Origin of the sequence: Kosakonia sp. LAM2021 (assembly GCF_016620385.1) — a bacterium.
Classification (GTDB): Bacteria; Pseudomonadota; Gammaproteobacteria; order Enterobacterales; family Enterobacteriaceae; genus Kosakonia; species Kosakonia sacchari.
Genome location: NZ_JAENHT010000002.1, coordinates 350,426 through 368,486, shown reverse-complemented (window position 1 = coordinate 368,486; position 18,061 = coordinate 350,426). Strand labels below are relative to the sequence as shown.

General features: G+C 54.6%; 20 protein-coding genes and 1 pseudogene. 17 read left to right on the top strand and 4 right to left on the bottom strand.

What is annotated here, in order from left to right; all coding sequences use genetic code 11:
• Nucleotides 1-2 precede the first annotated feature (2 nt).
• Nucleotides 3-1,373 carry a signal recognition particle-docking protein FtsY gene (gene ftsY, locus JKP81_RS08155; RefSeq protein WP_200551335.1) on the bottom strand — a complete coding sequence of 457 codons (1,371 nt, stop codon included), beginning with the start codon at nt 1,371-1,373 and terminating at the stop codon, nt 3-5.
• A 189-nt stretch (nt 1,374-1,562) separates the two neighbouring features.
• Here ftsY and rsmD point away from each other — a divergent pair, with 189 nt between their 5' ends.
• A complete protein-coding gene (rsmD, locus tag JKP81_RS08150; protein ID WP_200551334.1) occupies nt 1,563-2,165 on the top strand; it encodes a 16S rRNA (guanine(966)-N(2))-methyltransferase in 603 nt (200 codons plus the stop codon).
• The gene (locus JKP81_RS08145; protein WP_025263811.1) at nt 2,155-2,424 is read left to right on the top strand and encodes a DUF1145 family protein; all 270 of its coding nucleotides are present in this window, start codon (nt 2,155-2,157) and stop codon (nt 2,422-2,424) included. Before rsmD ends, JKP81_RS08145 begins: the two co-directional genes overlap by 11 nt.
• Nucleotides 2,425-2,448: 24 nt before the next feature.
• On the opposite strand, the gene JKP81_RS08140 is transcribed toward JKP81_RS08145, so the two are convergent.
• Complete coding sequence (locus tag JKP81_RS08140) at nt 2,449-2,814, bottom strand: DUF2500 domain-containing protein (protein ID WP_200551333.1); 366 nt, start codon at nt 2,812-2,814, stop codon at nt 2,449-2,451.
• A 129-nt stretch (nt 2,815-2,943) separates the two neighbouring features.
• On the opposite strand from JKP81_RS08140, the gene JKP81_RS08135 reads away from it, so the two are divergent.
• Together JKP81_RS08135 and zntA are read left to right on the top strand one after the other, a co-directional pair.
• Complete coding sequence (locus tag JKP81_RS08135; RefSeq protein WP_200551332.1) at nt 2,944-3,570, top strand: lysoplasmalogenase; 627 nt, start codon at nt 2,944-2,946, stop codon at nt 3,568-3,570.
• Between the two features lie 75 nt (nt 3,571-3,645).
• Nucleotides 3,646-5,862 carry a Zn(II)/Cd(II)/Pb(II) translocating P-type ATPase ZntA gene (gene zntA / locus JKP81_RS08130; protein ID WP_200551331.1) on the top strand — a complete coding sequence of 739 codons (2,217 nt, stop codon included), beginning with the start codon at nt 3,646-3,648 and terminating at the stop codon, nt 5,860-5,862.
• Here the strand turns inward: zntA and tusA are convergent.
• The gene (tusA, locus tag JKP81_RS08125) at nt 5,859-6,104 is read right to left on the bottom strand and encodes a sulfurtransferase TusA (protein ID WP_025263810.1); all 246 of its coding nucleotides are present in this window, start codon (nt 6,102-6,104) and stop codon (nt 5,859-5,861) included. The genes zntA and tusA overlap by 4 nt on opposite strands.
• Before the next feature lie 187 nt (nt 6,105-6,291).
• Between tusA and JKP81_RS08120 the strand changes: the two genes are divergently transcribed.
• Together JKP81_RS08120 and JKP81_RS08115 are read left to right on the top strand one after the other, a co-directional pair.
• Entirely contained in the window at nt 6,292-6,957 is a 666-nt protein-coding gene (locus JKP81_RS08120; protein ID WP_017459585.1) for a 7-cyano-7-deazaguanine/7-aminomethyl-7-deazaguanine transporter, read from the top strand.
• Between the two features lie 72 nt (nt 6,958-7,029).
• On the top strand, nt 7,030-7,587 hold the full coding sequence (locus JKP81_RS08115; protein ID WP_200551330.1) for a DcrB family lipoprotein: 558 nt from the start codon (nt 7,030-7,032) through the stop codon (nt 7,585-7,587).
• Nucleotides 7,588-7,630: 43 nt separating this feature from the next.
• On the opposite strand, the gene JKP81_RS08110 is transcribed toward JKP81_RS08115, so the two are convergent.
• Nucleotides 7,631-8,830 carry an MFS transporter gene (locus tag JKP81_RS08110; RefSeq protein WP_200551329.1) on the bottom strand — a complete coding sequence of 400 codons (1,200 nt, stop codon included), beginning with the start codon at nt 8,828-8,830 and terminating at the stop codon, nt 7,631-7,633.
• Between the two features lie 145 nt (nt 8,831-8,975).
• Here JKP81_RS08110 and JKP81_RS08105 point away from each other — a divergent pair, with 145 nt between their 5' ends.
• The 11 genes and pseudogenes from JKP81_RS08105 (at nt 8,976) to JKP81_RS08055 (ending at nt 18,060) form a co-directional block, all read left to right on the top strand.
• The gene (locus JKP81_RS08105; RefSeq protein WP_200551328.1) at nt 8,976-10,025 is read left to right on the top strand and encodes an AI-2E family transporter; all 1,050 of its coding nucleotides are present in this window, start codon (nt 8,976-8,978) and stop codon (nt 10,023-10,025) included.
• 436 nt (nt 10,026-10,461) lie between these two features.
• Nucleotides 10,462-10,851 (top strand): hypothetical protein, encoded by a 390-nt coding sequence (locus tag JKP81_RS08100; protein WP_200551327.1) that lies wholly within the window; start codon nt 10,462-10,464, stop codon nt 10,849-10,851.
• Nucleotides 10,852-10,924: 73 nt separating this feature from the next.
• Entirely contained in the window at nt 10,925-11,983 is a 1,059-nt protein-coding gene (locus JKP81_RS08095) for a methyltransferase (protein WP_200551326.1), read from the top strand.
• 75 nt (nt 11,984-12,058) lie between these two features.
• Nucleotides 12,059-12,781: a beta-ketoacyl synthase chain length factor gene (locus JKP81_RS08090; RefSeq protein ID WP_200551325.1), complete on the top strand. Its 723-nt coding sequence runs from the start codon at nt 12,059-12,061 to the stop codon at nt 12,779-12,781.
• Nucleotides 12,760-13,580: pseudogene (locus tag JKP81_RS08085) on the top strand (lysophospholipid acyltransferase family protein). Before JKP81_RS08090 ends, JKP81_RS08085 begins: the two are co-directional and overlap by 22 nt.
• Entirely contained in the window at nt 13,561-13,818 is a 258-nt protein-coding gene (locus JKP81_RS08080) for a phosphopantetheine-binding protein (protein ID WP_131413160.1), read from the top strand. The pseudogene JKP81_RS08085 and the gene JKP81_RS08080 overlap by 20 nt, the downstream one beginning before the upstream one ends.
• A gap of 13 nt (nt 13,819-13,831) precedes the next feature.
• The gene (locus JKP81_RS08075; protein ID WP_200551324.1) at nt 13,832-14,083 is read left to right on the top strand and encodes an acyl carrier protein; all 252 of its coding nucleotides are present in this window, start codon (nt 13,832-13,834) and stop codon (nt 14,081-14,083) included.
• A gap of 57 nt (nt 14,084-14,140) precedes the next feature.
• On the top strand, nt 14,141-14,671 hold the full coding sequence (locus JKP81_RS08070; protein ID WP_200551420.1) for a hypothetical protein: 531 nt from the start codon (nt 14,141-14,143) through the stop codon (nt 14,669-14,671).
• Nucleotides 14,668-16,026 (top strand): acyl-CoA synthetase, encoded by a 1,359-nt coding sequence (locus tag JKP81_RS08065; RefSeq protein ID WP_200551323.1) that lies wholly within the window; start codon nt 14,668-14,670, stop codon nt 16,024-16,026. The genes JKP81_RS08070 and JKP81_RS08065 overlap by 4 nt, the downstream gene beginning before the upstream one ends.
• Nucleotides 16,013-16,366, top strand: a complete 354-nt coding sequence (locus JKP81_RS08060; protein WP_200551322.1) for a hydroxymyristoyl-ACP dehydratase — start codon at nt 16,013-16,015, stop codon at nt 16,364-16,366. The genes JKP81_RS08065 and JKP81_RS08060 overlap by 14 nt, the downstream gene beginning before the upstream one ends.
• On the top strand, nt 16,357-18,060 hold the full coding sequence (locus JKP81_RS08055) for a glycosyltransferase (RefSeq protein ID WP_200551321.1): 1,704 nt from the start codon (nt 16,357-16,359) through the stop codon (nt 18,058-18,060). The genes JKP81_RS08060 and JKP81_RS08055 overlap by 10 nt, the downstream gene beginning before the upstream one ends.
• Nucleotide 18,061: the final 1 nt, after the last annotated feature.

The following is an 18,061-nucleotide window of genomic DNA, read 5'->3' as shown; positions in this document are numbered from 1 at the left end:
TGTTAATCCTCTCGGGCAAAAAGTGCCTCTATAAAATCGCCCGCATTAAACGGACGTAAATCCTCAATACGTTCGCCGACGCCGATGTAGCGGATAGGAATGCCAAACTGATCCGCCACCGAGAAAATAACGCCACCCTTGGCGGTGCCATCAAGTTTAGTCAGCGTAATGCCGGTTAAGCCGACAGCCTCGTGGAACAGTTTGGCCTGGCTAATGGCATTTTGCCCGGTGCTGGCATCAATCGTCAGCATCACTTCATGCGGCGCGTCTTCGTCCAGCTTCTTCATCACGCGGACAATTTTCTTCAGTTCTTCCATCAGGTGCGCTTTGTTCTGCAAGCGGCCTGCGGTATCAGCAATCAGCACATCCACATGGCGCGCTTTCGCCGCCTGAATGGCATCGAAAATCACCGAAGCGGAATCCGCGCCGGTATGCTGGGCAATCACCGGGATATCGTTGCGCTGGCCCCAAACCTGAAGCTGCTCAACGGCAGCGGCACGGAAGGTATCACCCGCCGCCAGCATCACCGATTTCCCTTGCTGCTCAAACTGGCGCGCCAGTTTACCGATGGTGGTGGTTTTACCCACGCCGTTAACGCCAACCATCAAAATCACAAACGGGGTTTTGCCTTCGATGTTAAGCGGCTCATCCACTTTGGCGAGGATCTCGCTCATCTCATCTTTCAGCAAACCATAAAGCGCTTCCGCGTCGCGCAACTGCTTGCGGCTCGCGCCTTCCGTCAGATTAGTGATGATTTTGCGCGTGGTTTCCACACCGACATCGGCAATCAGCAACTGCTCTTCCAGTTCTTCAAACAGATCATCGTCGATCTTTTTCCCACGGAACAGACTGATAAATCCGGAACCGAGGTTTTCTTTGGTTTTAAGCAGGCTGCGCTTCAGGCGTGCGAAGAAACCTTCTTTTGTCGGTTTTTCCTGCGCCTGCACGGATTCTTCAACCGGCACGACAACCAGCGCTTCTTCCGCCGCTTCGGCGGCCAGTGCCTGGGCATCCAGCTCTTCGTCGCTTAGCGGAACATCGTCTTCTTCCAGCGGTTCAGCTTCCGTCTGCCACTCTTCCGCACCGATCTCCTGCTCAGCCACCTCTTCTGGCAGCGGCAGTTCTTCATGTTCGATAACCGCCGGGCTTTCTTCGATGACAGCTTCCGCCGACGCCTCTTCGTGCACCAGTTGCTCGCTGACTTCGACAACTTCTTCGGCGAATTTTTCGCTGTCGGCTGCTGGCTCGGCAACCGGGGTTTCTTCAACCGGCTGCTCAGCTACAGGTTGCTGTTCGGTTTGCGCCTCTTCAGCCTTCTCTTTCTGCCCAAGGCCAAGCCAGGAAAAAAAGCCACGTTTCTTCTCATTTGCCATTGGCGACCACACTCCTCGCTATTGTTTCATGGCGCAGCCCGTCTGCACGGCCGGGACTGAAAACATTTGTTAATTAGTCGGATAGTCTACCACTTTCCTCAACTTGCATCACGGCTTGAGGATTAGGGTTTAACGTCATTCGACAGACCGCTAGAATAGCAGGTCGAAATGATGAGCAAAGCGATAACCATGAAGAAACCTACCCGTGCCGCCACCGGCCAGATCCGCATTATTGGCGGCCAGTGGCGGGGCCGTAAATTACCGGTTCCGGATAGCCCCGGCCTGCGCCCGACCACCGATCGCGTGCGTGAAACTTTATTCAACTGGCTGGCACCGTCAATGGTAGACGCCCACTGTCTCGATTGCTTCGCCGGCAGCGGTGCGCTGGGGCTGGAAGCGCTCTCGCGCTATGCCGCCAGCGCAACCTTGCTGGAAATGGAGCGCAGCGTCGCCCAGCAGTTGCAGCAAAACCTGGCCACGTTAAAAGCCGCCAACGCGAAAGTGGTCAACACCAACACGCTGACGTTTTTAGCCAATCCCGGCACGCCGCACAATATTGCGTTTATCGATCCACCGTTTCGTAAAGGGATGCTGGAAGATACCGTACGCCTGCTGGAAAACAACGGCTGGCTCGCCGATGACGCGCTGGTCTATATCGAAAGCGAAGTTGAAAATGGATTACCGCCCGTACCCACTCACTGGCAACTGCATCGGGAAAAAGTCGCCGGGCAGGTAGCATATCGTTTGTATCACCGCGAAGCACAAGGAGAGAAGCATGCCGCTGTTGATTAACCTCGGGCGTCTGTTGATGCTCTGCATCTGGGCGTTTCTGATCCTGAACCTGATTAAGCCCTTTCCGCGTCCGCTGAATATTTTCGTTAACGTCGCGCTTGTCTTCACCGTTTTTATGCATGCGCTGCAAGCCACCATGCTGAAAACGGCACTGCCGAAAGACGGCCCGCAGATGAGCAAAGCGGAGCAGATCCGTGTTTTTCTCTTCGGCGTATTTGAGCTGCTCATCTGGCAGAAGAAATTAAAAGAGAAGAAATAACCCCACTGCCCGGTGGCGTCATGCTTACCGGGCCACTTCCGGCGTAAAGTCCAAAAAACGCGAGCCCTGATAACGCAGCACGCCTCTGTCGCCTACCGTCAGCGCATTATATTGCTGCTCATCCAGACGGAAACGCATCTCCAGCCCGCCGGTTTGCGGTTTAAAACTCACTTCATAACGCATGGCGGTTCCCGCTGGCGTAACCTGTTGCTGGCGAGAACGGCGCGGATTAAGCGGTTTTTCCCGTTTGTTGCTCACCATCACACTTTTTTGCTGCTGCGGCGCACTATCGTTTTCGGCTTTTTCGCGCCGCTGCTGTACAAAGCGGAAAGAAGCAAAAACCACAATCAATCCAATAGCGATAATGAAAAAAAGCGGTGGTTTACTCATGGCGAATACCTGTCGGAAAAAGCGGAATTGAGCTTATCGCGGCGGAAATAGCGTTGTCATCCTCCTTTTCCCGCCACTACACTGAGTAAGAGAGATTTACGCAACAATAACAGATACAGGGACTTAATTATGCTGTGGTCATTTATTGCTGTCTGCCTTTCCGCCTGGCTATATGTCGACGCTTCGTACCGTGGCCCGGTCTGGCAGCGCTGGTTTTTTAAACCCGTTACGCTCTTACTGCTGCTGTTACTGGCCTGGCAAGCGCCCATGTTCGATGCCATTAGCTACCTTGTGCTGGCGGGTCTGTGTGCCTCGCTAGTCGGTGATGCGCTCACGCTATTGCCGCGGCAAAAACTGCTCTATGCCATCGGCGCGTTTTTCCTCGCGCATTTGCTCTATACCATCTATTTCGCCAGCCAGATGACGCTTTCGTTTTTCTGGCCGCTACCGGTGGCGTTGCTGATTATCGGCGCGCTGTTGGTGGCCGTGATCTGGTCGCGCCTCGAAGAGTTGCGCATGGCGGTATGTACCTTTATCGCCATGACGCTGGTGATGGTGTGGCTGGCAGGTGAACTGTGGTTTTTCCGCCCGACCAGCCCGGCACTGTCGGCTTTCGTTGGCGCATCGCTGCTGCTGCTCGGCAACGTGGTCTGGTTAGGCAGCCACTACCGCAAACGCTTTAGCGCCGATAACGCCATCGCCTCCGCCTGCTATTTTGCCGGGCACTTTTTGATTGTCCGCTCGCTGTATATTTAAAAGGCTTGACTCTGGAGTCGACTCCAGAGTGCATACTCCGGTTAATGAGAAAATTATCATTCACCGGAGGATGCCATGCCAACTCCCACCTCATCGCCTGAGTTGAAAAAAGCCCCGCAATTCGCGGCGGTTAAACTGCGCCCAATCGAAGAAAAGGCGACATCCTGCTGCGCTGATAGCCACTGCGAAGCGCGCGAAACACCCGAAATTTCCACCGATGGCGAACGCTATAGCTGGCAGGTTGACGGTATGGATTGCGCCGCCTGCGCCCGCAAGGTGGAAAACGCGGTGCGCCAGGTCGAAGGCGTCGGCCAGGTTCAGGTCGCCTTTGCCACCGAAAAACTTATCGTCGTTGCGCAAGATGATGTGCGTGAGCGCGTAGAGCGCGCCGTGCAACAGGCCGGGTATCAACTGCGCAGCGAAAACGCACCAGCGCCAGAAACGTCACGGTTGCGCGAAAACCTGCCGCTTCTCCTCTTGATCGCGATGATGGCGCTCAGTTGGGGGCTGGAACAGGTCAATCATCCATTCGGTCAGATGGCGTTTATCGCCACCACGCTGGTCGGGCTGTGGCCGATTGCCCGCCAGGCGCTGCGCTTAATGAAAAGCGGCAGTTGGTTCGCCATCGAAACGTTAATGAGCGTGGCGGCCATCGGCGCGCTGTTTATTGGTGCGACGGCAGAAGCGGCGATGGTGCTGCTGCTGTTTTTAATTGGCGAGCGGCTTGAAGGCTGGGCCGCCAGTCGTGCGCGACGCGGTGTCAGCGCGTTAATGGCGTTAAAACCGGATACCGCCACACGCCTGCGCAACGGTGAGCGCCAGCGTGTCGCGGCAAGCGATCTGCAACCGGGCGATGTGATTGAAGTCCCGGCGGGCGGGCGTTTGCCTGCGGATGGTCGGCTGATCTCGCCCTTTGCCAGCTTTGACGAAAGCGCATTAACGGGCGAGTCCGTGCCGGTTGAGCGCGCAGAAGGTGAAAGCGTTCCGGCAGGTGCCACCAGCGTCGACCGTCTGGTGCAGCTTGAAGTGGTTTCTAAACCGGGCGAAAGCGCGATTGACCGCATTCTGAAACTGATTGAAGAAGCAGAAGAGCGCCGCGCGCCGATTGAGCGTTTTATCGACCGTTTCAGCCGCATTTACACCCCGGCTATCATGGCCGTGGCGCTGCTGGTCGCCATCGTTCCACCGCTTTTATTTGCGCAGCCCTGGCTTGCGTGGATCTACAAAGGGCTGGCGTTGTTGCTTATTGGCTGCCCGTGCGCGCTGGTGATCTCCACGCCGGCGGCGATCACCTCGGGCCTTGCGGCGGCGGCACGTCGCGGCGCGTTGATTAAAGGCGGCGCGGCATTAGAGCAACTTGGCAGCATTCGTCAGGTGGCGTTTGATAAAACCGGCACGCTGACCGTCGGCAAACCGCAAGTCGCCTCCATCACGCCATTAGCCGGTACAGAAGAAGCAGAATTGCTGGCGATCAGCGCCGCTATCGAACAGGGCTCCACTCACCCGCTGGCGCTGGCCATTGTGCAGGAAGCGCAGCGACGTGCGCTGGAGATTCCTGAAGCAACAGGGCAGCGCGTGCTGGCGGGTAAAGGCATCGAGGCGACAATTAACGGGCAGCAGGTGCTTATCAGCGCGCCGGACAAACTGCCGCAAGGCGCGCTTCACGACACCGTACTGGCGCAGATTGCGCAGCAGGAGAGCCGTGGGCAAACCGTGGTGGTGGTGCAACGTAACGGCGAGGTTATCGGTACGATCGGCTTGCAAGACACGCTGCGCGACGACGCCAAAGAAGCCGTTGCCGCCCTGCATGCGCTCGGCGTTCAGGGCGTGATCCTCACCGGCGACAACCCACGCGCTGCAGCGGCGATTGCCGGTCAACTGGGGCTGGATTTTCGCGCCGGCTTGCTGCCGGAAGATAAAGTCGATGCGGTACGTGCGCTCAACCAGCAAGCGCCGCTGGCGATGGTCGGCGACGGCATTAACGATGCGCCTGCAATGAAAGCCGCGACCCTCGGTATTGCGATGGGGAGCGGGACGGATGTCGCGCTGGAAACCGCCGACGCCGCGCTCACGCATAACCGGCTGATTGGTCTGGGGCAGATGATTCACCTGGCGCGCGCCACGCACAGCAATATTCGCCAGAACATCGCTATGGCACTCGGCCTGAAAGCGATTTTTCTGGTGACAACGCTGTTGGGAATAACCGGGCTGTGGCTGGCAGTACTCGCCGATACGGGCGCAACGGTGCTGGTAACCGCCAACGCGCTGCGCCTGTTGCGCACTAAAGATTAATGGTTTTTACGCACTACATAGCGGTACGGCAAAGACTCGGTTTGCCCGGCGACCAGCTCGTGTTCCATAAAACGACAAAAGCCGGGAATATCGCGGGTGGTTGCCGGATCGTCGGCGATAATCAGCAACGTTTCGCCGATTTGCATATTGCGCACGGTTTTGCGCACCATCATCACCGGTTCCGGGCAGCGTAAGCCCTGAGCATCCAGCGTGTGGTCGGCGGTGGAAAACGGATCGGTCATCTTCATCTCGCAAGGGAAAAAACCGCATTAGTTTACGCCGCCTTTTTTGTGACGCAAGCGAGGTTAACGATTGCGCTAAAATTAACCATTGCATCCCACTCCGATTGCAGTATCATGCGGCGGCTCTGCTTGTCAGCGCATAAAAAGTACTGGGTTCCCTCACCCCATTTACCAAAAAGGTCACAATATGACGCACTTTTCAAACGCACAGCGCATGAAGGCGCTGGTCTGGCTTTCGCTTTTTCACCTGTTGGTGATTATCTCCAGTAACTATCTGGTGCAGCTGCCGGTTTCTATCTTTGGTTTCCATACCACCTGGGGCGCATTTAGCTTCCCGTTTATCTTCCTGGCAACGGATTTAACCGTGCGTATTTTCGGCGCGCCGTTAGCCCGGCGAATCATCTTCGCGGTGATGGTGCCCGCGCTGCTTGCTTCTTACGTTATTTCCTCGCTGTTCTACATGGGCAGTTGGCAGGGTTTCGGCGCGCTGGCGCATTTCAATTTGTTTGTCGCCCGTATCGCCACCGCCAGCTTTATGGCTTACGCGCTGGGACAAATTCTCGATGTGCATGTTTTTAATCGCCTGCGCCAGAACCGCCGCTGGTGGCTCGCACCTGCCGCATCCACCGTGTTTGGTAACGCCAGCGACACCATCGCCTTTTTCTTTATCGCTTTCTGGCGCAGCCCGGATGCCTTTATGGCGCAGCACTGGACGGAAATCGCACTGGTGGATTACAGCTTCAAAGTGCTTATCAGCATCGCGTTCTTCCTGCCGATGTACGGTGTGTTGTTGAATATGTTGCTGAAAAGACTGGCAGACAAATCTGAAATTAGCGCGTTGCAGGCGAGTTAAAGGTACGGCTTATCAGATGTGATAAGATGCGCCGATGAGCCGTTATGGCTGTTTATTGAAAGGAAGAAGTCAATGCGCAATCTGGTGAAATATGTCGGTATCGGCCTGCTGGTTGTTGGGCTGGCGGCTTGTGATAACAGCGACAGCAAAAAACCTGTTCAGGGTGCTGCCGCCGAAAGCAACGCCAACGGTCAACCGGTAACCCTGCTCGACGGCAAACTCAGCTTCTCGCTGCCTGCGGATATGACCGATCAGAGCGGCAAACTGGGCACCCAGTCCAATAATATGCACGTATATTCCGATGCCACCGGTCAGAAAGCGGTGATTGTGATTGTCGGCGACAACACGACAGAAGAGTTAAGCGCGCTGGCAAAACGTCTTGAAGAACAACAGCGCAGCCGCGACCCGCAGTTGCAGGTGGTCACCAACAAATCCATCGAACTGAAAGGCCAGAAACTGCAACAGCTCGACAGCATCATCTCCGCCAAAGGCCAGACGGCATGGTCTTCTGTGGTGCTGGGTAAAGTTGACGACAAACTGCTGACCATCCAGGTAACGCTGCCGGCGGATAACCAACAGCAGGCGCAAACCACAGCGGAAAACATTATTAACACCATCGCGGTGAAATAAGCCCGACAGAACATAAAAAGGGAACCTGAAGGTTCCCTTTTTTCTACTCAGCTACCACCACCGGCTGGTACTTCAGCCGCCAGGCCAGCAGTAAGGCTATTACCACTAGCCCTGCGGCGGCGAAATAGATAGCCGAGACTCCCGCCCACGCCATCAGCAACCCAGCCAACGGCCCGGTTACCCCCAGCGATAAATCCATAAACACCGTGTATGTCGCCAGCGCAGAACCCTGGTTATGCTGCGGCACCGCTTTGACTGCCACGACGCCCAGCGCCGGGAAAACCAGCGAGAAACCGGCTCCGGCAAGGAACACGCCGAGCTTCGCCATCCACGGCTCCACGGCCAGGCCAACCAGCACCAGCCCAAGGGTTTCGACCACAAAACAGAGCATCGCCACATTTAAACCGCCGAAGCGATTAATCCCATTCGGGAACAGCAAGCGCGCACCAACAAAGGCGCAGCTAAAAAGGGTGAGAGCGAACGCCGCATCCTCCCAGCCTTTCGCATCATAATAGAGGGTAATAAAGGTAGCGATGACGCCAAAACCGGTAGTACCCAGCGCCAGCGCCATCCCGTACAACCAGACGCGTCCCAGCACGGCGCGAAACGGCAACGGCTTGCCTTTGCTGGCTTTCACCGCCGCACGCGGCAGCGCCAGTATTATCGCCAGCAGCGCCACACCCATAATCGTAAGCGAGAGTCCATGCAACCCGCCGTACTGATAACAAATCACACCGAGCGGCGCGCCGATTGCCATCGCGCCATAGGTGGCAATACCGTTCCACGAAATCACCCGCCCGATATGTATCGACCCGACGACACCCACACCCCAGAGTGTCGCGCCGGTTCCGGCGAAACTCTGGCCGATACCTAAAATGACGCGCCCCAGACAAAGCAATATCAAGCCTAACACGCCAACACTGCCGCCAACGCCCGCCAGCAAATAGCTCAACCCGCTGAGAAACGCGCCGCACAAACCGAAGATCACCACTTTTTTCGGCCCCAGCAAATCAGCATAGCGCCCGGCATGCGGTCGGCTCAGCAGCGTTGCGAAGTATTGCAGGCTAATCACCAGACCGGCCCAAAACGCGCTATAACCCATCACATCATGGACATAGCCGGGGAGCACCGCGAGCGGCAGGCCAATAGTGAGATAACTGGCGAAGTTAAACATAACGACGGACAAAATCCGCAGATTGAGGCGCAATCCGCTTAGCGCCGGTTCGGCGGCGTTTTCAGGCATGGAGTTTTACTCAGCTTTTCACAACAGTGTTTCACTATTACCACGTGATGAAACAGAAAGCAGCATTCACTTTAAGAATATCTCTCGCGAGCGAAGGTGTGGCGGGGCACTACACTTAACGGGCCGATAACAAAAGGAATTAACCATGACACATCCTCAACCCGATCGGGCGGGTTTACATATTCTGTTAAAGCTGGCTTCGCTGGTGATCATTTTGGCCGGCATTCATGCTGCGGCCGACATTATTGTGCAGCTTCTTCTGGCGCTGTTTTTCGCGATTGTTCTCAATCCGCTGGTTACCTGGTTTCTCCGGCGCGGCATTTCGCGCCCGGTGGCGATCGGTATTGTGGTGCTTGTGATGCTGGTTTTTCTCACTGCGCTTTTCGGCGTGCTTGCCGCGTCGGTCAACGACTTTATGACGCTGCTGCCGAAGTACAACCGCGAATTCACCAGGAAATTTATGCAGTTGCAGGATGCGATGCCGTTTCTTCGTTTGCACATGTCGCCAGAACGTATGTTGCAACGGATGGACTCCGAGCGGCTAATGGGCTTTGCCACCACCATGGCGACCCAGCTCTCGAACGCGATGGCCAGCATTGTCCTGCTGGTGATGACCGTGGTGTTTATGCTGTTTGAAGTGCGCCATGTACCTTATAAGCTGCGCTTTGCACTGCATAACCCGCAAATTCATATCGCCGGACTGCACCGCGCGCTGAAAGGCGTTTCCCACTACCTGGCGCTGAAAACTCTGCTGAGCGTGTGGACAGGCCTGATTGTCTGGGTCGGGCTGGTGTTTCTGGATGTGCAATTTGCGCTGATGTGGGGGGTGCTGGCGTTCCTGCTCAATTACGTACCCAATATCGGCTCGGTGATCTCCGCTATCCCGCCCATGATCCAGGCGCTGCTGTTTAACGGCACTTACGAATGTTTGCTGGTGGGCGGGCTGTTCCTTGTGGTGCACATGTTACTTGGCAACATCCTGGAACCCCGCATGATGGGCCACCGCCTGGGGATGTCGACGCTGGTGGTGTTTTTATCGTTGTTGATTTGGGGATGGCTGCTTGGCCCTGTGGGAATGTTGTTGTCAGTGCCGTTAACCAGCGTGTGTAAAATCTGGATGGAAACCACCACCGGCGGCAGCAAACTGGCAATTTTACTGGGGCCAGGCAGACCGAAAAGTCGTCTTCCTGGGTAAAGTACCTACCAACCAGGGTAGTTTTATATCCGTAATCACAACTGCTAATATTAAGAAAATAAAAACGCCCATAAGATTATGGGCGTTTTTATTTTTAAATCCCGAATGAGATAAATCGCGGAAATTTACCTTAAGATGAGATAATAAACATAACAAATATATAACGCGGTTAAATAGCCAATTATTAATCAAGGAGCTTGGCGGTTATCTTATCCACGCATCAATTTGGTTATCAGTTTCCTAATAAAAGCTACCGTTGCGCAAAGCATAATGGTATTTTATCGTCCGCGCATTCATTCTCGTTCTGTAAATACTTATGATTCCAGCATAAAAATCAAGGTGGTACCATTTATTTTCAGAACAGCATCATTATTTCGCCTAAGTTTGCGTTATTAAATGTGTCACCAATCTTATATTTATTTGATACGGAGTTCTCATGAAAAAGATTGTTCAGTTACTGACTGCCATTGCTGTCGTAGGTGCGCTAACGGGTTGCGCGCGTACTGCCAGTATTCATAATATTAACACCCCGGTCAGTGCGGGCCATTCTCAGGCGCAGGTACGTGCTGCCATTCTGAAAGCCGGCCAACAACGCCAGTGGATCATGACAGATGCAGGTCCGGGCGTTATCAAAGGTCGCATGCAAAGCCGCGACCATACTGCAGAAATTCGTATTAACTACTCTGCAAACAGCTATTCAATTAACTATGAAAACAGCATGAATCTGAAAGCCTCAGACGGGAAGATTCATAAGAATTACAACCGCTGGGTTAACAACCTCGACAAAGATATTCAGCTGAATTTATCATCAGGTGCTGCGCTTTAATTGTCATCCAGCCTAAAGTCGGACCGGGAACGGTCCGATAATCAATGTGCTCTTAATTAAGGTTGTGCACACCATGTATGAACAAGATCCCTTCAGCGCGCTGGAAGCGATAGCTGAAGCGCAGCGTATTGCTTTTGCCCCCATGTTATTTCAGACCGCGGTTTGTCTGCGTAAATTCGGGTTGCTGGAATTTCTGGATAAGCAAGGCAAGCAGGGCGCAACGCTCGATGAGATTGTCGAAGGTTGCGAAGCTGATGCCTACGCCGCCAGTGTATTGCTTGATATGGCGCTGAGTGGACGGATTGTCACCCGCAGTGAAGAGCGTTTTTATATCGCGAAGATAGGGCATTTCCTTCTGCACGATCCGATGACGCGAGTCAATATGGATTTCTCGCAGGATGTTTGTTACCAGGGACTGTATTTCCTGGAGGATGCCTTAAAAGAAGGCAAACCCGCGGGGTTGCGCGTATTTGGTGACTGGCCAACGATTTATCCAGCTTTATCACAATTGCCTAACCCGGCACGGGATAGTTGGTTCGCTTTTGATCACTATTATTCCGATGCGGCATTTACGGCGGCTCTGCCACATATATTCGCAAGCCAGCCTGTAAGCCTGTACGATGTCGGCGGCAATACCGGAAAATGGGCGATGACTTGTTGCAAATATGATGCAAATGTCGCGGTAACCCTATTAGATTTGCCTGAACAAATTGCACTGGCGCAGAAAAATGTCGATGCCGCAGGCTTCTCATCACGGATTCACTTCCATCCGGTCGATATGCTTAGCGAAGCACCGCTGCCTGGTGAAGCGGATATTTGGTGGATGAGTCAATTCCTGGATTGCTTTTCACCAGAACAAATTGTTGGCATCTTAAGTAAAATAGCCGGGGTCATGAAACCGGGTGCCAGACTCTGTGTTATGGAGCTTTTCTGGGACGCACAAAAATTTGATGCTGCCGCCTTTAGCTTGAATGCAACGTCACTCTATTTTACCTGCATGGCGAACGGTAACAGCCGTTTCTATAGCGCGGAGAACTTTCTACGCTACCTGGAAATGGCCGGTTTCAGCATTGAAAAACGCCTCGATAATCTCGGGGTGGGACATACCTTATTGATATGTCATAAAAAATAAGACAGGGCGGCGACTGTGCCGCCATGATGCCTTACCGGCATCATTGGAAAAACCGTTTTTCGCGGATACGCGTTGATGAAATTTGCACTAAACATTACGGATTGGTTGGCCAGAGCGCCAGGTCTGAGCGAAACGACACAGTGGCAGCAATGGTCGCTGGGTAGTGGTGCTATTGATCCTGCGCTTGCGCAGGCGAAACTCGCCGCGCTGCCGATGATGACCGCGCGTCGCCTCAGTTCAGGCAGCCGACTGGCTGTTGAATGTGGCATAACGCTGATGCGCCAGCATACGGTGGATGCCGTTGTGTTTAGCAGCCGTCATGGTGAACTGGAACGCAACTATCGCATTCTTCAGGCGCTGGCGGCAGACCAGGATATCTCCCCTACCGATTTTGCTATGTCGGTGCATAACTCCGCGGTGGGTAACCTCACTATCGCCATGCAACAGCCGATTGCATCCTCCTCTGTTTCAGCCGGGCTTGACACATTCCAGCAGGGGCTGTGTGAAGCGATCTGTTTCTTACAGGCGGGCTATAAACGCGTATTGATGGTGGATTTCGACGGCACTCTTCCGGCGTTTTATCACCCGGGGTTGCATCCGGATATGCCCACCTGGGCCTATGCGGTTGCGCTCGTTATCGAAGCGGGCGATACCCTACAGTGCGTCAGCGAATCCGCGATATGTAACGGTGAACCCCATTTGCCGCAAAGTATGCAGTTTTTGCAGCATTATCTGCTTAATGAGTCTGAATTCAGCATTGCCGGCGAGCGTCTCAACTGGCGCTGGAGCCGTGCATGAGCCGCATTAACTGGCTATGGCGTTTACTCATGACCGGGTTGTGTTTTGCACTGTTCGGCATTGGTGGTTTGTTGCTGTCACTGGTGTGGTTTAACCTGCTGATCCTCGTGGTACGTAACAAAGCAAAGCGACGCATGTTGGCGCGCCGCAGCATTGCTGCCAGCTTTCGCCTGTTTTTAAACACCGCAAAGTTGACTGGCGCGCTGGATTACCGAATAGAAGGGATTGACGCGCTGCGCGGCGAGCGCGGTTGCCTGGTCATTGCCAATCATCCCACCTTGATAGATTACGTTCTGCTGGCCTCTGTGATGCCCGAAACAGACTGTCTGGTCAAAGGCGCACTGCTCAATAATCCCTTCGTTAGCGGGGTGATTAGAGCGGCAGACTATTTGATCAACAGCCAGGCGGATACGCTGCTCTCCGCCTGTGAAGAGCGCCTTCGGCACGGCGAAACCATTTTAATTTTCCCGGAAGGAACGCGTACGCGTCCCGGCGAAAAAATGACACTGCAACGCGGCGCGGCGAATATTGCCGTGCGCTGCGGTTGTGATTTACGCATCGTGGTTATCCACTGTAGTGAACATCTGCTGGACAAACACAGCCGATGGTATGACGTCCCGCCATGCAAACCTCTTTTTACCGTTAAGGTGCGGGAGCGCGTGGCGATAAAACAATTTTATGATGCGGAATCGCAAGAACCGGCACTGGCGGCAAGACAGCTCAACCGGCATCTTCTGCATCAATTAACATCAGGTTTTGCACCTTTTTAGGAACGGATGATGCAACAGCTCTATCTTGAAATTAAAAATCTTATTATCAGCACCTTAAATCTGGATGAACTCAGCGCCGACGACATCGAAACCGAGAGCGCGCTCTTCGGGGATGGGTTGGGGCTGGATTCTATCGATGCGCTCGAACTTGGTCTGGCGATCAAAAATCAATACGCGGTGGTGCTTTCAGCGGAAAGCGAAGAGATGCGCCAGCATTTCTACTCTGTCGCCACGCTGGCATCTTTTATTCAGGCCCAACGCGCATAAAAACGGATACGCTATGACCGAGAAAAACGAAATTTATCAGGAAGTTTCCGCTCTTCTTATCAAACTTTTTGAAATCGATCCGCAGGATATTACTCCCGAATCTCGTCTGTACGAAGATCTGGAGCTAGACAGCATTGATGCTGTCGACATGATTGTGCATCTTCAGAAAAAGACCGGTAAGAAAATCAAACCGGAAGAGTTTAAAGCGGTGCGCACCGTACAGGATGTTGTCGATGCGGTAGCACATCTGCTGCGGGAAGAATAATCCACCGTGTACGGACCTCGCCTGGAAACGGGCCTGAAGCTGCTCGCCGCGCTATTGATGCTCTGTTGGCCTTTTGTGATCTGGTTCGGCCTTGCGCATAACAGTCTGCACTGGCTGCTCCCTTTGATGGCCGTCATGCTGCTTTTCCGTTTGCGGCAAGCCCACCAGGGGCTTGCGCCGATGCGCTTTGTCACGCGCAGCGTTGCCCTGACCGGTATCGCGCTGTGCGCGGCAAGCTGGCTGTTAAAAACGCATCAGCTACTGCTCTATTACCCGGTCGCCGTCAGTTTCATCATGTTACTGGTATTTGGCAGTTCACTGTGGAGCGCAATGCCGCTGGTCGAGCGTCTGGCTCGCCTGCGCAGCCCCGACCTTCCTGAGGAAGCCGTACGCTATACCCGCCGCGTGACGCAAGTCTGGTGTGTTTTTTTCGTGTTGAATGGCGGGACTGCGCTATTTACAGCGCTGTATGGCGATATGCGTCTATGGACGCTCTGGAACGGCATGATCTCCTACCTGCTGATGGGTTTGCTGATGGCAGGTGAATGGCTGATACGCCGCCAGATGATAAAACGAGAGATGCAATGAAAACCCTTCCTTTCGCCGACTGGCTCAGCCATTCGCGGGCCAATGATACTCCCATCGCCTGGCTTGGTGTTCGGACGTGGACGCTGGAAGACCTGCGCAGCGATGTCGCCCAGCTTATGACCTGGCTACAGACGCAGGACGATGAACGCTGGGCGCTGTGCTTTGAAAATAGCTACCTTTTTATTGTCGCGCTGCTGGCTACGCTGCATGCCGGGAAAACACCTGTAATTCCAGGGCACTGCCGGGAATCATTGCTGGCCGAGCAAAAAACGCTCTTTCAGGGAGTACTCAGCGATCAGCCTTTACGCTGGGAAGGCCCGCATTGTGTGGTAAAGGCAAACGCACCACACGCCGCGAAAGACCCCGTGTTTCCGCCCCTTCGCGAAGGGGCGTTTATCGAACTTTTTACCTCCGGTTCAACCGGGCAGCCGCGCCGGGTTATCAAACCGATAGCCTGTCTCGATCGTGAAGCGACGCTGCTCGCCGCGCGTTTTAGTGACCAACTGGCGGGCTGTCGCGTCGTGGCTTCGGTCGTGCCGCAACATTTATACGGACTAACCTTCCGCATCTTTCTGCCAATGTCGCTCGGACTGCCGCTTCACGCCGCAATGCTCTATTACGCCGAGCAGTTGGCCGCGCTGGAAAGCCACCATCGCTATGCGTTTATCAGCAGTCCCGCGTTCTTAAAACGCCTTGATCCCCGGCTCGCACCACCGCCGATGGCGATCATTCTCTCGGCTGGTGGAATGCTGCCGTGGACAGATGTTCAGGGAACCGCTGACTGGTGCGGTGTTCAACCAGATGAAATATATGGCAGCACCGAAACAGGCATTCTGGCCTGGCGGCATCGCCAGCACGATAGCATCCCGTGGAAACTTTTTCCGGGGGTTTCGATCGTGCCGGAAGGTGAGGCATTTCGCGCGCATTCGCCGATTATTCCCGAACCAGACGGCCTGTTGCTCGATGATATCCTGCTCTTTAATGACGGCGGGACTTTCCACATCGCCGGGCGTCGTGGCCGCGTTGTTAAAATCGAAGAGAAACGCATCTCGCTGAGTGAAATAGAGAGACGCGTGTTAGCGCTTGAGGGTATTCGGGATGCCGCAGCTCTCCCTGTATCCCGTGGCGGGCGCCAGGGCGTTGGCGTACTGCTGGTGCTGGAAGAAGAGGCACATCGCCAGTGGCTTCATTGTGACAGCAAAGCAATGGAGCTTGCCTGGCGAAGAGCGCTGATTCCGTGGCTGGAACCGGTGGCGGTGCCACGTTACTGGCGCATCCTGGAAGAGATCCCCGTTAATAGTATGAACAAGCGTGTTTATGCTCAACTACAGGAGTTATTTCATGAAACCTCATGAAATTGCACACCGTCAGGTGTCACCGACGCACGCTGAAATCGATATCCAACTGGAGACGGACCTGTTCTGGTTCCGCGGTCATTTTGCGGTTCAGCCGTTGCTGCCAGGCGTAGCGCAACTCGACTGGGTGATGCATTACGCCACGTTAATGCTCACCCCGGGCTATCGTTTCCACAGCATTCAAAACGTTAAATTCCAGGCTCCACTCCTGCCGGGAAACAGAGTCACGCTGCGACTCGACTGGCAGGAACAGAAGCAGCAACTGAGTTTCAGCTACCTGCGCCATGCGGGCGAAGAACGCCATACCTGTAGCAGTGGGAAAATTCGCTTATGTCAGTAACGTTTAACCCTTGTGTGGTCATCCCTTGCTATAACCACGGTGCAATGATGGCGCGCGTGGTTGAACGCCTGCAACCGACAGGCCTGCACTGTTTTATCGTTGATGATGGCAGTGATGAGGCAACGCAGCGGGTGCTGGAAACACTGGCCGCAGGAAATGAAATGCTTACCCTGACGCGGCTTGCGCAAAACGCCGGTAAAGGCGAGGCAGTGATCCAGGGTTTGCAAAACGCCTTACGCGCGGGTTTTACTCACGCCGTGCAGGTCGATGCTGACGGGCAGCATGCCATCGAAGATATTCCCAAATTACTGGATCTGGCGAGGCAACATCCGCAAGCGCTGATTTCAGGCCAGCCTGTTTATGATGACTCCATTCCCCGTTCGCGGCGATATGGCCGCTGGGTCACACACGTATGGGTGTGGATAGAAACATTGTCTTTGCAACTGAAAGACAGCATGTGCGGTTTTCGCGTCTATCCCATCGCCTCCACGCTGCGGCTTGCTGAACGTGTCACGCTGGGCAGGCGTATGGATTTCGACACAGAAGTGATGGTTCGCCTCTACTGGCAGGGAACTCCCAGCTACTTTGTCCCGACACGCGTAACGTATCCGCAGGACGGTCTTTCTCACTTTGATGCGCTGAAAGACAATGTTCGCATCTCGCTGATGCATACCCGCTTATTCTTCGGCATGCTGCCGCGCATTCCTTCCCTGCTGTTTCGCCGCGCTGATACGCACTGGGCGCAGCAGCACGAGCGGAAGGGATTATGGGGTATGCGCTTTATGTTACTGGTCTGGAGAGTGCTTGGACGCCGAGCATTCTCGCTGCTGCTCTATCCTGTTGTCGCCGTCTACTGGCTTAGCGCCGGTAACGCGCGGCGGGCATCGCAGCTCTGGCTGGCGCGTGTGCGCACCAGCCTGGCGCTGGGCGGGCTGCCGTCACCAGCAAAGCTCAGTAGCTATCGCCACTTTCTGCGTTTTGCCGAAGCCATGCTGGATAAAGTGGCAGGCTGGCGCGGCGAACTCCAGTTAGGCCGTGACGTTGAATTCGCACCCGGCGCTGAAGCCGCAATGGGGCTGGACGATAACAACGGCAAGCTCTTGCTGGCATCCCATCTGGGCGATGTTGAAGCCTGTCGTGCGCTGGCGCAATTACATAACAGCAAAGTGATCAATGCGCTGGTGTTTCATGAAAACGCACAGCGTTTTAAACAGATCATGCAAGAGATGGCTCCCGAAGCCGGAGTACACCTTATCCCGGTAACGCATATTGGCCCGGATACCGCCATGTTGCTGAAAGATAAGCTCGATCGGGGCGAGTGGGTGGCCATTGTCGGCGATCGTATTGCGGTTAACCCACAGCGCGGCGGCGACTGGCGGGTGTGCTGGAGCACGTTTATGGGTCACGCCGCCCCCTTCCCGCAAGGGCCATTTATTCTGGCGGCGGCGCTACGCTGCCCGGTGCTGTTAATGTTTGCTTTGCGCCAAAACGGCAAATTGCGCCTGCACTGCGAACCTTTTGCCGATCCGCTGCCCATGCCTCGCGCAAATCGACAAGCAGCGCTGCAAGCGGCTGTCGACAACTACGCTGCACGCCTTGAACACTACGCACTGCAATCACCACTCGACTGGTTTAATTTTTTTGATTTCTGGCGGTTGCCTGACCACGCACCGCAAGCCACGGATAAGGAGTAAC

What these genes read in the sequence shown, in the direction of transcription:
- ftsY (WP_200551335.1), bottom strand. Translation starts at nt 1,373, where the DNA reads ATGGCAAATGAGAAGAAACGTGGCTTTTTTTCCTGGCTTGGCCTTGGG.
- rsmD (WP_200551334.1), top strand. Translation starts at nt 1,563, where the DNA reads ATGAAGAAACCTACCCGTGCCGCCACCGGCCAGATCCGCATTATTGGC.
- JKP81_RS08140 (WP_200551333.1), bottom strand. Translation starts at nt 2,814, where the DNA reads ATGAGTAAACCACCGCTTTTTTTCATTATCGCTATTGGATTGATTGTG.
- JKP81_RS08135 (WP_200551332.1), top strand. Translation starts at nt 2,944, where the DNA reads ATGCTGTGGTCATTTATTGCTGTCTGCCTTTCCGCCTGGCTATATGTC.
- zntA (WP_200551331.1), top strand. Translation starts at nt 3,646, where the DNA reads ATGCCAACTCCCACCTCATCGCCTGAGTTGAAAAAAGCCCCGCAATTC.
- tusA (WP_025263810.1), bottom strand. Translation starts at nt 6,104, where the DNA reads ATGACCGATCCGTTTTCCACCGCCGACCACACGCTGGATGCTCAGGGC.
- JKP81_RS08120 (WP_017459585.1), top strand. Translation starts at nt 6,292, where the DNA reads ATGACGCACTTTTCAAACGCACAGCGCATGAAGGCGCTGGTCTGGCTT.
- JKP81_RS08115 (WP_200551330.1), top strand. Translation starts at nt 7,030, where the DNA reads ATGCGCAATCTGGTGAAATATGTCGGTATCGGCCTGCTGGTTGTTGGG.
- JKP81_RS08110 (WP_200551329.1), bottom strand. Translation starts at nt 8,830, where the DNA reads ATGCCTGAAAACGCCGCCGAACCGGCGCTAAGCGGATTGCGCCTCAAT.
- JKP81_RS08105 (WP_200551328.1), top strand. Translation starts at nt 8,976, where the DNA reads ATGACACATCCTCAACCCGATCGGGCGGGTTTACATATTCTGTTAAAG.
- JKP81_RS08100 (WP_200551327.1), top strand. Translation starts at nt 10,462, where the DNA reads ATGAAAAAGATTGTTCAGTTACTGACTGCCATTGCTGTCGTAGGTGCG.
- JKP81_RS08095 (WP_200551326.1), top strand. Translation starts at nt 10,925, where the DNA reads ATGTATGAACAAGATCCCTTCAGCGCGCTGGAAGCGATAGCTGAAGCG.
- JKP81_RS08090 (WP_200551325.1), top strand. Translation starts at nt 12,059, where the DNA reads ATGAAATTTGCACTAAACATTACGGATTGGTTGGCCAGAGCGCCAGGT.
- JKP81_RS08080 (WP_131413160.1), top strand. Translation starts at nt 13,561, where the DNA reads ATGCAACAGCTCTATCTTGAAATTAAAAATCTTATTATCAGCACCTTA.
- JKP81_RS08075 (WP_200551324.1), top strand. Translation starts at nt 13,832, where the DNA reads ATGACCGAGAAAAACGAAATTTATCAGGAAGTTTCCGCTCTTCTTATC.
- JKP81_RS08070 (WP_200551420.1), top strand. Translation starts at nt 14,141, where the DNA reads ATGCTCTGTTGGCCTTTTGTGATCTGGTTCGGCCTTGCGCATAACAGT.
- JKP81_RS08065 (WP_200551323.1), top strand. Translation starts at nt 14,668, where the DNA reads ATGAAAACCCTTCCTTTCGCCGACTGGCTCAGCCATTCGCGGGCCAAT.
- JKP81_RS08060 (WP_200551322.1), top strand. Translation starts at nt 16,013, where the DNA reads ATGAAACCTCATGAAATTGCACACCGTCAGGTGTCACCGACGCACGCT.
- JKP81_RS08055 (WP_200551321.1), top strand. Translation starts at nt 16,357, where the DNA reads ATGTCAGTAACGTTTAACCCTTGTGTGGTCATCCCTTGCTATAACCAC.